Source organism: Streptomyces sp. 891-h (assembly GCF_022760275.1).
In the GTDB taxonomy this organism is placed as follows: Bacteria; Actinomycetota; Actinomycetes; order Streptomycetales; family Streptomycetaceae; genus Streptomyces; species Streptomyces spirodelae.
Genome location: NZ_CP050693.1, coordinates 6,292,902 through 6,307,856, shown reverse-complemented (window position 1 = coordinate 6,307,856; position 14,955 = coordinate 6,292,902). Strand labels below are relative to the sequence as shown.

Genomic DNA, 14,955 nt, shown 5'->3' with positions numbered 1-14,955 from the left:
GGACCCGGGGCGCCCCCGTACCCCGGGGCTTCGGCCTCCTCCCCTGCTCCCGTAGCCGGGGCGAGGCCGGAGGCCTTGCGGCCCCCTGGCCCTGGACGGTTCAGTCCGCCTGGCCCCTGCCCAGCTCCCACAGCTGGAGCACCGAGGAGGAGTTGAGGGTCCATTCGACGCCGGTGATGTCGTCGCGGGCCGCCAGGTACTGCTTGCCCTGCCAGAGCGGAAGTACGGGCACGTCCTCGGCGACGATGTCCTGGACGCGGCCGAAGGTGCCCGTGGTGGCGGAACGTTCGGTCTGGCGGCGGGTCCGCGGGACGAGCTCGTCGCGGATCTCGTGGTTGGCGTAGGGCGAGCCGAGGAAGTTGTCCTTCTCGAAGAAGGGGGCGACGAAATTGTCCGCGTCGGGGAAGTCCGGGTACCAGCCGTAGCCGAATACCTGGTACTTGCCGTCGGTGGCCGCGGGGCGGAACCGGTCCCACTTGACGCCCTTGATGCGCACATCGAAGAGGCCGCTGTCGTTGAGCTGCTTCTTGAGGACGGCGAACTCCTCCGCGGTGGCGTCGCCGTAGTGGTCCGTGGTGTAGGTGAGGGTGAGCTTGACGGGCTTGTCGATGCCCGCGGCGTGCAGGGTCCGCTCGGCCGCCGCCTTGCTGGGGTCGCCGTACTTGTTGAAGAACGAGTTGCGGTGAGCGGGCAGCCCGGCCGGCACGATGCTGTAGAGCGGCTCGGTGCTGCGGTCGTAGGCGTCCCGCACGATCTTCTTGCGGTCGACCAGCTGGGCGATGGCCTGGCGGACGGCCTTCTTGCCCGCGGTCCCGTCGTCGGTGTCGAAGGCGAGGTAGCGGATCTCCTGCCCGGGCTGCTGGACCAGCTCGATCCCCTGGTCCTGGGCCTCGTCCAGCCGGCTGACCTGGTCGGGGGAGATGGTGCGGCCCATGACATCGATGTCGCCGGACTTGAGCGCCTTCTCCATCCCCTCGGCACGGTCGAAGAAGCGCAGCTCGATCCTGCTGTTGTGCAGCTTCAGGCGGCCACTGTAGTGCGGGTTCTTGGCCAGCACCGCGGACTTGGCGTCGATGTGCTCGAGGGCGTAGGGGCCCGAGCCGGTGAGCTGGTCGCCCTTGGTGAGGGAGTCGGCCGGGTAGGTCTCGCTGTCGACGATCGCTGCGGCCGGGGTGGTCAGCTTGTACGGGAAGGTCGCGTCGGGCTTCTTGAGACGGAAGACGACCTCGTTCTTCCCGTTGGCCCGGACGCTGGCCAGGTTGCTGAAGAGGACGGCGGGGCCGCCCTTGTGGTTGATGCGCTTGAGGCGCCGCAGGGAGAACTCGACGTCCTCGGCGTCCAGCGTGTGTCCGTTGGAGAACGTCTGGCCCTTGCGCACCGTGCAGCGGTACTGCTCGTTGTTCGCGTCGAGGAAGCCGCACTCGCCGGCGGCGTCCGTCACCGGGGTGGTGCCGGTGCGCGGGAAGCGCAGGAGCGTCTGGAAGGTGTTGCGCATGACCCCCCAGGCCGCGACGTCGTACGCGGCCGCCGGATCGAACGGGGCCGGCGCGTCCTTGCCGACCGCGAAGTGGTCCGTCGTACCGACGACGATCGCATCGCCACCGGCGCTCCCGCCCTTCTCGGACCCGCACCCGGCGAGCAGAGGCGTGAGCAGCCCGGCGGCAAGCACGGGCAGCACCACAGTTCTACGGTTCATGGTCGACGATCTCCTCGGCCGGCCAGGGTTTGCTGCAGGGAGGAATGGCCGGTACACCGACATTAATGGTCTACTCCGGTCGCTTCTGAATCGCGGGCCATGGAATCGGTTTCACAGACAGAAACCGCGGCCTTCCCGTCCGCTATCCGGACGCCGGAACGATCTTCGCTTCATCCCACCAATGGGGACACAAGGGAAGGACAATTCCCCCACCAGCCCCAGGGGCACCACGTCTTCGCCCCGCCGTCGAGGGGGTAGCGCGTGACGAACGTCACTGGACCAATCTCGGCACCGGACACTCGAGTTCGGCCGTTTCTGCCCCGGCGCCGGGCTCGGCACAGGCCCGCGCGGCGGGATTTCCGCAGTCCGCGAAAAGCGGTCTGCGAAATACAGGTTCCGGACGGAAGTAGTCCGCTCAGCGCACGACCATGATCCGCGAACGGAGGAATTCGAGATCGACTTCTTCGAGCGAACTCACAATGGTGCGGCCGGACTTCGGCTCGATCGGCGCGAGGGACGGCACGGCCACCACATGGCAGCCGGCGGCCTCGGCGGCGGCGACACCGGTGGCGGTGTCCTCCAGCACCGCGCAGCGCGCCGGATCGGCGCCCAGCCGCCGTGCCGCGGTCAGATAGGGGTCGGGGTGCGGCTTGGTACGGGCCAGCTCGTCGCCCGCGACCGTGAAGGCGAAGTGCTCGGGGCCGATCCAGGTCAGCATCCGGTCGACGACCGTGCGGTGCGAGGCCGAGACGAGCGCGGCGGGGATACGGTGCGCCGACAGCTCCGCCAACAGGCGGCGGGCGCCCGGCATCAGCGGAACGCCCCGCTCCAGCCGCTCGACGAACTTGGCGTTCAACAGCACGCTGAGCTCCTCGAGACCGATGTCGGCGGCCGTGGCCTCGATCAGGAAGCCGGCGCTGCGCGACATCGGTCCGCCGACCACCACCGAGCGCCACTCGTCGCGCAGCTCGTGCCCCAGTTCGGCGAAGACCTCGACCTCGGCGTCCCACCAGAAGTCCTCGGTGTCCACGAGGGTGCCGTCCATGTCCAGCAGGACGGCCTGAAGCGCTGGCTCTTCACCCGTCAGAGTGGTGACGGCGGGGGATGGATCGGCCATCCGCGGCACCTCCTTGAAAGACGACTCCAAAGGGACGACAAGGCCGGCCGCCCCCTGCCGACGGGCCCGGATGGCTCCGGGGACTCCGCCGGAAAGGGACGACCGGCCTCTACCGGACCGATCAGTGTATGACGTATACCCTCATCGGGCGTTGAAATACTTCGCCTCGGGGTGGTGCAGCACGATGGCGTCGGTCGACTGTTCGGGGTGCAGCTGGAACTCCTCGGACAGCTCGACACCGATCCGCTCGGGGCGCAGCAGCTCAGCGATCTTGGCGCGGTCCTCCAGGTTGGGGCAGGCGCCGTAGCCCAGGGAGAAGCGGGCGCCCCGGTACTTCAGGTCGAACATGCCCTGCATCTGGTCGGGGTCCTCACCCGCGAAGCCCAGCTCGCCACGGACCCGGGCGTGCCAGTACTCGGCCAGCGCCTCGGCGAGCTGTACGGACAGACCGTGCAGCTCCAGGTAGTCGCGGTAGGCGTCACCGGCGAAGAGCTCGGCGGTCTTCTCGCCGATCCTGGAGCCGACGGTGACGACCTGCAGCCCGACCACATCCGTCTCGCCCGAGTCCTCCGGACGGAAGAAATCAGCCAGGCAGAGCCGGCGGCCCCGCCGCTGGCGGGGGAAGGTGAAGCGGGTGCGCTCGTTGCCCTGTTCGTCCAGCAGGATCAGGTCGTCGCCCTTGGAGTAGCAGGGGAAGTAGCCGTAGACGACGGACGCCTCCAGCAGGTTCTCCGTCTGCAGCCGCTCCAGCCAGCCGCGCAGCCGGGGACGGCCCTCGGTCTCCACCAGCTCCTGGTAGGAGGGGCCGTCGCCCTTGCGGGACTCCTTGAGCCCCCACTGGCCCTTGAACAGCGCCCCCTCGTCCAGCCAGGAGGCGTAGTCCTGCTGCTGGATGCCCTTGACGACCCGGGTGCCCCAGAAGGGCGGCTCGGGAACGGGATTGTCGAGAGCCACATCGGAGCGGATGGAGCCGTCGTTGGCCTCGGGCTCGGGGATGTCGAGATCCCGCTTGGCGACCCTGCGCTGCTTGAGCTCGGGCAGCTTGGCGCCGGGCACCCCGCGCTTGACGTCCATCAGGGCGTCCATGAGGCTCAGGCCCTCGAAGGCGTCCTTGGCGTAGCGGACCTCGCCCTCGTAGATCTCGTGCAGGTCCTGCTCGACATAGGCGCGGGTGAGCGCGGCGCCGCCGAGGATGACCGGGAAGTCCTGGGCCATCTTGCGCTGGTTGAGCTCCTCCAGGTTCTCCTTCATGATCACCGTGGACTTCACCAGCAGGCCCGACATGCCGATCACATCGGCGCGGTGTTCGGCCGCGGCCTCCAGGATGGCGCTCACCGGCTGCTTGATGCCGAGGTTGACGACCTGGTAGCCGTTGTTGGACAGGATGATGTCCACCAGGTTCTTGCCGATGTCGTGGACGTCGCCGCGCACGGTGGCCAGCACGATGGTGCCCTTGCCCTGCTCGTCCTCCTTCTTCTCCATGTGCGGTTCGAGGTGGGCCACGGCGGCCTTCATCACCTCGGCCGACTGGAGCACGAACGGCAGCTGCATCTGGCCGGAGCCGAACAGCTCACCGACGACCTTCATGCCCGCCAGCAGCGTGTCGTTGACGATGTCGAGCGCCGGCCGCTCCTGCAGGGCCTCGTCCAGGTCGGCCTCCAGGCCGTTGCGCTCGCCGTCGATGATGCGGCGCTGGAGGCGCTCCTCCAGCGGGAGCGCTGCCAGCTCCTCGGCCTTGCCCGCCTTCATCGACTTGGCGGTGGCGCCCTCGAACAGCTCCATCAGCTTCTGCAGCGGGTCGTAGCCCTCGCTGCGGCGGTCGTAGATCAGGTCGCGGGCCGTGGTGACCTGCTCCTCCTCGAAGCGGGAGATCGGCAGGATCTTGCTGGCGTGCACGATCGCGGAGTCCAGCCCCGCCTTGACGCACTCGTCGAGGAAGACCGAGTTGAGCACGATGCGGGCCGCCGGGTTGAGGCCGAAGGAGATGTTCGACAGGCCCAGCACTGTCTGCACGTCCGGGTGCTTCTGCTTGAGCTGCCGGATGGCCTCGATGGTGTTGAGACCGTCCTTGCGGGACTCCTCCTGGCCGGTGCAGATGGTGAAGGTGAGGACGTCGATGAGGATGTCCGACTCTTGGATGCCGTAGTTGCCGGTCAGGTCCGCGATGAGGCGTTCGGCGATGGCGACCTTGTGTTCGGCGGTACGGGCCTGGCCCTCCTCGTCGATGGTCAGCGCGATGAGGGCCGCGCCGTGCTCGGCCGCCAGCTTGGTGACCTTCGCGAAGCGCGAGTCGGGGCCGTCGCCGTCCTCGTAGTTGACGGAGTTGATGACGGCTCGGCCGCCCAGCTTCTCGAGGCCGGCCTGGATGACGGCGATCTCGGTGGAGTCCAGCACGATCGGCAGCGTGGAGGCCGTGGCCAGCCGTCCGGCCAGCTCCGTCATGTCGGCGACGCCGTCCCGGCCCACGTAGTCGACGCACAGGTCGAGCATGTGGGCGCCCTCGCGGATCTGCTCGCGGGCCAGCTCGACGCAGTCGTCCCAGCGCTCGTCCAGCATCGCCTCGCGGAACTTCTTGGACCCGTTGGCGTTGGTCCGCTCCCCGATGGCCAGATACGAGGTGTCCTGCCGGAAGGGCACGGCCTGGTAGAGGGAGGCGGCCGCGGGCTCGGGCTGCGGGTTGCGCTCGGCGGGCTCGCGGCCGCGCACTCGCTCCACCAGCTGCCGCAGGTGCTCGGGCGTCGTACCGCAGCAGCCGCCCACCAGGGAGAGGCCGTAGTCGCGGACGAAGGTGTCGTGCGCGTCGGCCAGCTCCTGCGGGGTGAGCGGGTAGCTGGCGCCGTCCTTGCCGAGCACCGGCAGACCGGCGTTCGGCATGCACGACAGCGGGACGCGGGCGTGCTGGGCCAGGTAGCGCAGGTGCTCGCTCATCTCGGCGGGCCCGGTCGCACAGTTCAGGCCGATCATGTCGATGCCCAGCGGCTCCAGGGCCGCGAGCGCCGCGCCGATCTCGGACCCGAGCAGCATGGTGCCGGTCGTCTCGACGGTGACCGAGCACAGCAGCGGCAGGTTCACGCCCGCCGCCTCCATCGCACGGCGGGCGCCGATGACGGCCGCCTTGGTCTGCAGCAGGTCCTGGGTGGTCTCCACCAGCAGCGCGTCGGCGCCGCCCGCGATCATGCCTTCGGCGTTCTGCTGGTAGGCGTCCCGCAGTGTGGGGTACGGGGCGTGGCCGAGGGTCGGCAGCTTGGTGCCCGGGCCCATGGAGCCCAGCACCCAGCGCATCCGGCCGTCCCCGGATTCGAACTCCTCGGCGACGTCACGGGCGATGCGTACGCCCTTTTCGGACAGCTCGAAGATCCGGTCGGTGATGTCGTACTCCCCCAGCGCCGCGTGGTTGGCGCCGAAGGTGTTGGTCTCCACACAGTCCACGCCGGCGGCGAAGTACTCCTCGTGCACCGTGCGGATGATGTCGGGGCGGGTCACGTTCAGAATCTCGTTGCAGCCCTCCAGCTGCTCGAAATCCTCCAGCGTCGGGTCCTGCGCCTGGATCATCGTCCCCATCGCGCCATCGGCGACGACCACGCGCGAGGCCAGCGCCTGGCGGAGGGCATCGGCCCGGGTGGGGTTCGAGGATGCGGACGTGCTGCTCGGCGACGAGGCCATGGAAGAGGCTCCCTGGGTTGCGACGGCTGTCGGCTTTGCGCGCCGGTGAGGCAGCGCACCCGGTCAGCGTAGCGGGCGAACGCAAGAGTGCCGGTCGACATTCCGACCATCGGACACCCCGCTACTCGATCCCGGCTCGATCCCGACTACCGTCGCGTCGGCATCAAGCGATACCGTTCGGCATTGTCGAATTCAGAAGGCAGCAGGTCAGGGAGGACCGATGGCCCGGACCATCCAGTCGCTGGAGCGTGCGGCGGCCGTACTACGGCTGTTGGCCGGCGGCGAGCGGCGGCTCGGGCTCTCCGAGATCGCCTCGGCGCTCGACCTTGCCAAGGGTACGGCGCACGGACTCCTGCGCACCCTCCAGCAGGAGGGCTTCGTGGAGCAGGAGCAGGTCACGGGCCGCTATCAGCTGGGAGCCGAGCTGCTGCGGCTGGGCAACAGCTATCTGGACGTCCACGAGCTGCGGGCCCGCGCCCTGGTGTGGACCGACGACCTGGCCCGGTCCAGCGGCGAGAGCGTCTATCTCGGCGTACTGCACCAGCAGGGCGTGCTGATCGTGCACCACGTCTTCCGCCCGGACGACAGCCGCCAGGTGCTGGAGGTGGGCGCCATGCAGCCGCTGCACAGCACGGCGCTGGGCAAGGTGCTGTCCGCCTACGACCCGGTGGCGCTGAGCGAGGCGCTGGAAGGGGAGCGGCCGGCGTTCACCGAGCGCACGGTGACCGAGCCCGACCGGTTCGAGAAGCTGCTGGAGACCGTGCGGGCGCGCGGCTGGGCGGCGGACGTGGAGGAGACCTGGGACGGGCTCGCCTCGGTGGCGGCGCCGATCCACGACCGGCGCCGGATGCCGGTGGGCGCGGTGGGCATCACCGGTGCCGTTGAACGGGTGTGCGAGGGCGACGAGCTGATCCCCCGGCTGGTCGCAGCCGTCCGGGACACGGCGCGTGCGGTCTCCCGCGACCTGGGAGCCCAGCGGTTCTGAGCCGGGTCCCGGCGCCCTCCTCGGAGCCGGGGTCCCGGTGCCCTCCTCCGAGCCGGGCACGGGGCTCCCTCCCGGGCCCGGGCGCGGGCCCTCCGGAGGGAATCGGTCACGCCGTCTGGCCGCCTGCGGGGTGCCGCATCCGCTGTGTGCCCGCAGGATGACAGCCAGGAGTCATCTGTCACAGACCCTTGACGGGACCCCCACGAAGGAGAAAAGTTGCCGTTCGGCGGTCGACATTGTCGAACACCGGACGAACGACCGGCCCGCCGCACCTCCCCGCCCCCGGCCGGGAGGCAGCCAGGACAAAAGGACAAAGGAGTCTCGCGGGTGTCCAGCTCCGACATTTTCACGAGTGAGGTCACCGGCACCATGGTGCTGATCCTCCTCGGTGGCGGCGTAGTGGCCGCAGTCAATCTGAAGCGTTCCAAGGCGTTCGCGGCCGGCTGGGTCGCCATCGCCTTCGGCTGGGGCTTCGCGGTCCTCACCGGCGCCTACATCGCCCAGCCGTCCGGCGCCCACCTCAACCCGGCCGTCACCCTGGCCCTCGCCATCAAGGGCGACACCCCCTGGAGCGACGTACCGCTCTACATGGGCAGTGAGCTGCTGGGCGCCATCCTCGGTGCCGTACTGGTATGGGTCGCCTACTACAGCCAGTTCCAGGCCACACTGCACGAGCCGGACGCGGTCGAGTTGAAGGACGCGAATCCCGGGCCCGTGCACGGCGTGTTCTTCACCTCCCCCGAGGTGCGCCACAGCCTGATGAACTTCCTCACGGAGGTCATCGCCACCTTCGTTCTGATCTTCGCGATCCTCACCCAGGGCCTGGTCAAGGACGCCGACGGGACCGTCGGTCTCGGCAAGCTGGGTGCCTTGATCACCGCACTGGTCGTCGTCGGTATCGGTCTCTCGCTCGGTGGCCCCACGGGCTACGCCATCAACCCGGCACGAGACCTCGGTCCCCGGATCACCCACTCGCTGCTGCCGCTGCCCAACAAGGGCGGCAGCGACTGGAGCTACGCCTGGGTGCCGGTGGTGGGCCCGCTTGCAGGCGCCGCCATCGCCGGCGGGCTCTACAACCTCGCCTGGGGATGAGCGGTCCGCCCGCACACTGAGACGAACCGATGACGCAAGGGAGCACACACACCATGAGCGAGACCCACGGCACCCACGCCTCCGCGCACGGCGGCGGCCCCTTCATAGCCGCGATCGACCAGGGCACCACCTCCAGCCGCTGCATCGTCTTCGACAAGGACGGCCGGATCGTGGCGGTCGACCAGAAGGAGCACGAGCAGATCCTCCCGAAGCCGGGCTGGGTCGAGCACGACGCCGCCGAGATCTGGACCAACGTCCAGCAGGTGGTCACGGGAGCGCTGGAGAAGGCCGGAGTCACCAAGAGCGACGTCCTGGCCCTGGGTATCACCAACCAGCGCGAGACCACCGTCCTGTGGGAGAAGGCCACCGGCAAGCCGGTGCACAACGCCATCGTCTGGCAGGACACCCGTACCGACACCCTCTGCAAGGAGCTGGGCCGCAACGTCGGCCAGGACCGGTTCCGCCGCGAGACCGGACTGCCGCTGGCGTCCTACTTCGCCGGGCCGAAGATCCGCTGGCTGCTCGACAACGTCGAGGGGCTGCGGGAGCGCGCCGAGCGGGGCGAGATCCTCTTCGGCACCATGGACTCGTGGGTCATCTGGAACCTGACCGGCGGGCCCAACGGCGGCAAGCACGTCACCGACGTCACCAACGCCTCCCGCACCCTGCTGATGAACCTGCACACCATGGCGTGGGACGAGAAGATCTGCGCCTCCATCGGGATCCCCATGGAGGTGCTGCCCGAGATCCGGTCCTCGTCCGAGGTGTACGGCGAGGCCACCGGTGAGCTGGCGGGGCTGCCCGTCGCCTCCGCTCTGGGCGACCAGCAGGCGGCGCTGTTCGGCCAGACCTGCTTCGCACAGGGCGAGGCGAAGTCCACCTACGGCACCGGCACCTTCCTGCTGATGAACACCGGCCACGAGCCGGTCAACTCCTACAACGGGCTGCTCACCACGGTCGGCTACCGCATCGGCGACCAGCAGCCGGTCTTCGCGCTGGAGGGCTCCATCGCGGTCACCGGCTCGCTGGTGCAGTGGATGCGCGACCAGATGGGGCTGATCAACAGCGCTGCGGAGATCGAGACGCTGGCCAGCTCCGTCGAGGACAACGGAGGCGCCTACTTCGTCCCGGCGTTCTCCGGTCTGTTCGCACCGTACTGGCGCTCGGACGCCCGCGGTGTCATAGCGGGCCTGACCCGCTACGTCACCAAGGCGCACCTGGCCCGCGCGGTGCTGGAGGCGACCGCCTGGCAGACCAGGGAGATCGTCGACGCGATGCAGAAGGACTCGGACGTCGAGCTGGCGGCCCTGAAGGTGGACGGCGGTATGACCGCCAACAACCTGCTGATGCAGACCATCTCGGACGTGCTGGACGCGCCTGTCGTCCGTCCGATGGTTGCCGAGACCACCTGTCTCGGTGCGGCGTACGCGGCCGGTCTGGCCGTCGGTTTCTGGTCGGACACCGACGAGCTGCGGGCCAACTGGAAGCGCGCCGCTGAATGGACCCCCCGCATGGACGCGGACACGCGTGAGCGGGAATACCGGAACTGGCTCAAGGCCGTGGAGCGGACCATGGGCTGGATCGAAGAGGAGAACTGAGTCAGATGAACACCTCGCAGAGCGTCCCCACCCTCGGGACGCACCCGACTGCCGGCAGCAACCCGGGCCGCGCAGAGACCAGAGGGCTGCTCGCGAACGCGACGTACGACCTCCTGGTCATAGGCGGCGGCATCCTGGGCACCTCGGTGGCCTGGCATGCGGCGCAGTCGGGACTGCGGGTGGCCATGGTGGACGCCGGCGACTTCGCCGGCGCCACCTCCTCCGCGTCCTCCAAGCTGGTGCACGGCGGCCTGCGCTACCTGCAGACCGGCGCGGTCAAGCTCGTCGCGGAGAACCACCACGAGCGGCGTGTGCTGGCCAAGGACGTGGCCCCCCACCTGGTCAACCCGCTCACCTTCTACCTGCCCGTCTACAAGGGCGGTCCGCACGGCGCCACCAAGCTGGGTGCCGGCGTCTTCGCCTACTCGGCGCTTTCCGCCTTCGGCGACGGCGTCGGCCGGGTCATCTCCCCCGCCAAGGCCGCCGCCGACAACCCGGCGCTGCGCACCGACAACCTCAAGGCCGTCGCGGTCTACGGCGACCACCAGATGAACGACTCGCGGATGGCCGTGATGACCGTCCGCGCCGCCGTGGAGTCGGGTGCGGTCGTCCTCAACCACGCCGAGGTCACCGGGCTGCGCTTCACCCGCGGCCGGGTCACCGGCGCCGAGCTCAAGGACCGCACGGACGGCACGGAGTTCGGCGTCGACGCGCGGCTGGTGCTCAATGCGACCGGGCCGTGGGTGGACCACCTGCGCAGGATGGAGGACAGCGGTGCGGCGCCCTCCATCCGGCTGTCCAAGGGCGCCCACCTGGTGCTCAAGCGCAAGTCGCCGTGGCGGGCCGCGATGGCCACCCCCATCGACAAGTACCGCATCACCTTCGCTCTGCCGTGGGAGGACCAGCTGCTGCTGGGCACCACGGACGAGGAGTACACCGGCGACCCGGCCGACGTACGCGCCACCGAGGCCGACATCCAGCAGATCCTGGACGAGGCCGCGTTCTCGGTGCGGGACGCCGACCTGAACCGCGACCTGATGACCTACGCGTTCGCCGGGCTGCGCGTGCTGCCTGGCGGCCCCGGCGGCGTGGAGTCGGCCAAGCGCGAGACCGTCGTCACCGAGGGCAAGGGCGGCATGCTGTCGGTGGCCGGCGGCAAGTGGACCACCTACCGGCACATCGGCCGCACGGTGATGAACAAGCTGGAGAGGCTGCCCGGCGGGGGCCTCGCGGAGGACAGCGTTCCCGTCAAGGAACTGGTACGGCGCACCCCGCTGCCCGGCATCGCCAACCCCAACGCGGTCGCGCACCGGCTGCTGGTCGACCGCGAACCGGGCGTCCGGATGGACCCGCTGACCGCCCGCCAGCTGGCCACCCACTACGGCTCGCTCTCCTTCGACATCGCCCGGCTGGTCAACGAGGACCCGTCGCTGGGCGAGCGCATCCACCCGGACGGGCCGGAGATCTGGGCCCAGGTCGTCTACGCCCGGGACCACGAGTGGGCGGAAACGGTCGACGACGTCGCCCGCCGCCGCACCACCCTGACCATCCGCGGTCTGGACACCGAAGAGGTCCGCGGCCGCATCGAGGACCTCCTCAAGCAGCGCGGCTGACACACCGGCGGCTGAGACCGCACAGCCGGCAAAGGTGGGGGCGTACGACGATTCCGTCGTACGCCCCCACCTCTTTTTACCGATCACCAGTTCGGCAACGTCCGTAACGACTCCGTTCCGAACCGCCCTTCCGCGGCAAACGCCATGGCACCGTCCTGGCCATGGATGGGGCGGATGGACCGGAACGACGCGGACCACGGCTGCGGATGCCGAGACGGCCGCGTCCGGCGGGACGGCCGTGGATACGGATGCCCGGGCGCACGCGCGCGCGGCGGATACTGGGCTGGGTCGCGGTGGTGCTCGTCGTTTTCGTGGTGCTGCCGGTGGCGGGTGCGGCGACGGCGTTGCGGGTCTCCTACGCGGGTGAGCCGCGGGCGGACGCGCACACCCGGGGGCGTGACGCGATCTGGCTCGGGCACGCGTGGGTGGACGGGCGCCGGGGTGAGGACGATCTGAAGGCCCTCAAGCGGCGGTTGGCGGGGACCGGGATCCGTGATCTGTACGTCCACACCGGCCCGCTGGAGCACGACGGCTCCCTCCCGGCGAAGCGGTACCCGCGCGCCAAGTGGCTGCTGAGCGCGGTCAAGAGGCAGCTTCCGGAAGTACGTGTCCAGGCGTGGCTCGGTGACCGGCTCGTCTACGACGAGGGCGAGCGCGGCGGGCTCCGGCTCGCCGACGGCGCGGCGCGCCGCGCGGTGGTGGGGAGCGCGCGGCAAGTGCTGAAGGCGGGCTTCGACGGGGTGCACTTCGATCTGGAGCCGCTCCGCTCGGACGACGGCGACTATCTGCGGCTGCTGGAGAGGCTGCGCCCGGCCGTGCGGGCGCGGGGCGGGCTGCTGTCCGTCGCCGCGCACCAGATCGACCCGCTGCCGGGCCTGCACCACGTCTCCGGCACCCTGGCCGGGCACGGCAAGTGGTGGTCGCAGGAGTACTTCGGCAAGGTGGCGCGCCGGGTCGACCAGATCGCGTTGATGTCCTACGACACGGCGCTGCCGGCGGAGAGTCTGTACGGCGGCTACGTGGCACAGCAGACCGCGCTCGCCCTGGAGGCGGCACCCGCGCGGGTGGACGTGCTGATGGGGCTGCCCTTCTACCACACCGACGACGTGGGCCACCACGCCTCGGCGGAGACCGTCGCGGCCGCGGTGCGCGGGGTACGGCTGGGCCTTGGCCGCGAGGCCCCGGGGCGCCGCCGGTTCGGCGTCGCTCTCTATGTCGACTTCGCGGCGACGGAGCAGGACTGGAAGGACTACCGGCGCGGCTGGGGCGCGCCGGCGGAATCGTGAGCGAGCACACCTCGACCAGCACACAAGCGTCGGACGTCCGGGGGGGGAGACGACATGGCCGTCACCGATGAAGCGATCGGAAAGATCAAGGAGATGATCGTCACAGGGGCGCTCGGCCCCGGTGACCGGCTGCCCAAGGAGAGCGAGCTGGCCACCGAACTGGGCCTGTCCCGCAACTCGCTGCGCGAGGCGGTCCGCGCGCTGGCGCTGATCCGCGTACTCGACGTACGCCAGGGCGACGGCACCTATGTGACCAGCCTGGACCCGCAGATCATGGTGGAGGCCATGCGCTTCGTGCTGGACTTCCAGCGCGGCGACACCGACGGGGAGCTGTGGACCGTACGCCGCATCCTGGAGCCCACGGCGACGGCGCTGGCGGGAACCCGGATCGCGGTGGCGGAGCTGGACGCGCTGGAGTCCCGGCTGGACGCACTGGAGCTCCGGCTGGAGCCGCCCGCTCCGGAGCTCTCGGCGGAGGAACTGGTCGCCGCCGACCTGGAGTTCCACCACCGCATCGCGACCGCCTCCGGCAACTCCGCGCTGTGCGCACTGCTGGACGGCCTGGCCGAGGCCACCACACCGGACCTGTCCCGGCAGGGGCCCGGCCCGGCGGACGCCGTCGGCCGCACCCTGCACGAGCACCGGCAGATCGTCTCGGCACTGCGCGCAGGCGACACCGAGGCCGCACGCGCCTGGGCAACCGTGCACCTCGTCGGCGTGGAAGCGGCGCTGCGCCAGGTGCCGGGTTCGAGATCGGGAGTGTCCGGGGGCTGCGGTGCGGGTGTCGGCACGCCGTAGGCTGGGCCCCGCACGAAACGACCGGCAGCCGTCCGCGGGCAGGGCCGACGGCGGGGTCGGCGGCAGGCGACAGCAAGGTTAAGGAGGAGCTGGGTGATCGAGCTGGAGGGGGTTCCCGAGCTGGTCGACCCAGTCATGGTGGCCGCGTTCGAAGGGTGGAACGACGCCGGAGACGCCGCCTCCACCGCGGTCGCGCACCTGGAGCGGGAGTGGAAGGGCGAGGTGTTCGCCGCGCTGGACGCGGAGGACTACTACGACTTCCAGGTGAACCGGCCGCAGGTCTTCATGGACGGCGGGGTCCGCAAGGTGACCTGGCCGACCACGCGGCTGTCCGTCGTCCGGGTGGAGGACGCCGACGGCAAGGGGAAGCGGCGCGATCTGGTGCTGGTCCGCGGGATCGAGCCCAGCATGCGGTGGCGCTCGTTCTGCAACGAGATCCTGGGATTCGCGCACGAGTTGGGCGTGGAGCTGGTGGTCGTGCTGGGCGCGCTGCTCGGCGACACCCCGCACACCAGGCCGGTTCCGGTCACCGGCGTGACCTCGGATTCCGATCTGGCCCGCACGATGAACCTGGAGGAGTCCCGGTACGAGGGCCCCACCGGCATCGTCGGCATCCTCCAGGAGGCCTGCACCCACGCGGGCGTCCCGGCGGCCAGCCTGTGGGCGGCCGTACCGCACTACGTCTCCCAGCCGCCCAACCCCAAGGCGACGCTCGCGCTGCTCAACCGGCTGGAGGATCTGCTGGGCATCCGGATTCCGATGGGTGAGCTGCCGGAGGACGCCCGCGCGTGGCAGATCGGTGTCGATCAGCTCGCGGCCGAGGACAGCGAGGTCGCCGAGTACGTGCAGTCGCTGGAGGAGGCGCGGGACACCGCCGAGCTGCCGGAGGCGTCGGGGGAAGCGATCGCCAAGGAGTTCGAGCGCTATCTGCGCCGCCGCGACGGCGGCGGCTCCGCCGATGGGGGCTCCGCGCCTGGTGCTCCCCCTTATCTGCGGGACCCGGGACAGCAGCCCCCGCCCCCGCCGAAGCCCGGCGGTGAGCCGCCGCGCCCTGACGACTCCGACGAGGAGTAGGGCTCGCCCCCTTCGCAGGGGGCAAGCCCTCAG

Annotated in this window: 10 protein-coding genes; 7 read left to right on the top strand and 3 right to left on the bottom strand. The window is 70.1% G+C overall.

Annotated features, from left to right (window positions below; genetic code table 11):
- Positions 1-100: 100 nt before the first annotated feature.
- From HC362_RS27740 to metH, 3 genes are all read right to left on the bottom strand, one after another.
- Positions 101-1,696, bottom strand: coding sequence for an ABC transporter substrate-binding protein (locus HC362_RS27740; RefSeq protein WP_243086859.1), 1,596 nt, complete (start codon positions 1,694-1,696; stop codon positions 101-103).
- A gap of 415 nt (positions 1,697-2,111) precedes the next feature.
- Positions 2,112-2,813: an HAD family phosphatase gene (locus HC362_RS27735; protein ID WP_243086858.1), complete on the bottom strand. Its 702-nt coding sequence runs from the start codon at positions 2,811-2,813 to the stop codon at positions 2,112-2,114.
- Positions 2,814-2,954: 141 nt separating this feature from the next.
- Positions 2,955-6,476 carry a methionine synthase gene (metH, locus tag HC362_RS27730; RefSeq protein WP_243086856.1) on the bottom strand — a complete coding sequence of 1,174 codons (3,522 nt, stop codon included), beginning with the start codon at positions 6,474-6,476 and terminating at the stop codon, positions 2,955-2,957.
- Between the two features lie 220 nt (positions 6,477-6,696).
- On the opposite strand from metH, the gene HC362_RS27725 reads away from it, so the two are divergent.
- The 7 genes from HC362_RS27725 (at position 6,697) to HC362_RS27695 (ending at position 14,922) form a co-directional block, all read left to right on the top strand.
- Complete coding sequence (locus HC362_RS27725) at positions 6,697-7,461, top strand: IclR family transcriptional regulator (protein WP_209264489.1); 765 nt, start codon at positions 6,697-6,699, stop codon at positions 7,459-7,461.
- A 327-nt stretch (positions 7,462-7,788) separates the two neighbouring features.
- Entirely contained in the window at positions 7,789-8,553 is a 765-nt protein-coding gene (locus HC362_RS27720) for an MIP/aquaporin family protein (protein WP_243086855.1), read from the top strand.
- 53 nt (positions 8,554-8,606) lie between these two features.
- Positions 8,607-10,151 carry a glycerol kinase GlpK gene (gene glpK, locus HC362_RS27715; protein ID WP_209264487.1) on the top strand — a complete coding sequence of 515 codons (1,545 nt, stop codon included), beginning with the start codon at positions 8,607-8,609 and terminating at the stop codon, positions 10,149-10,151.
- Between the two features lie 5 nt (positions 10,152-10,156).
- Complete coding sequence (locus HC362_RS27710; protein ID WP_243086853.1) at positions 10,157-11,764, top strand: glycerol-3-phosphate dehydrogenase/oxidase; 1,608 nt, start codon at positions 10,157-10,159, stop codon at positions 11,762-11,764.
- A gap of 248 nt (positions 11,765-12,012) precedes the next feature.
- Positions 12,013-13,050, top strand: coding sequence for a glycosyl hydrolase family 18 protein (locus HC362_RS27705; RefSeq protein WP_243086852.1), 1,038 nt, complete (start codon positions 12,013-12,015; stop codon positions 13,048-13,050).
- A gap of 54 nt (positions 13,051-13,104) precedes the next feature.
- The gene (locus HC362_RS27700) at positions 13,105-13,848 is read left to right on the top strand and encodes a FadR/GntR family transcriptional regulator (protein ID WP_243086851.1); all 744 of its coding nucleotides are present in this window, start codon (positions 13,105-13,107) and stop codon (positions 13,846-13,848) included.
- Between the two features lie 93 nt (positions 13,849-13,941).
- Positions 13,942-14,922 carry a PAC2 family protein gene (locus HC362_RS27695; RefSeq protein ID WP_243086850.1) on the top strand — a complete coding sequence of 327 codons (981 nt, stop codon included), beginning with the start codon at positions 13,942-13,944 and terminating at the stop codon, positions 14,920-14,922.
- Positions 14,923-14,955: the final 33 nt, after the last annotated feature.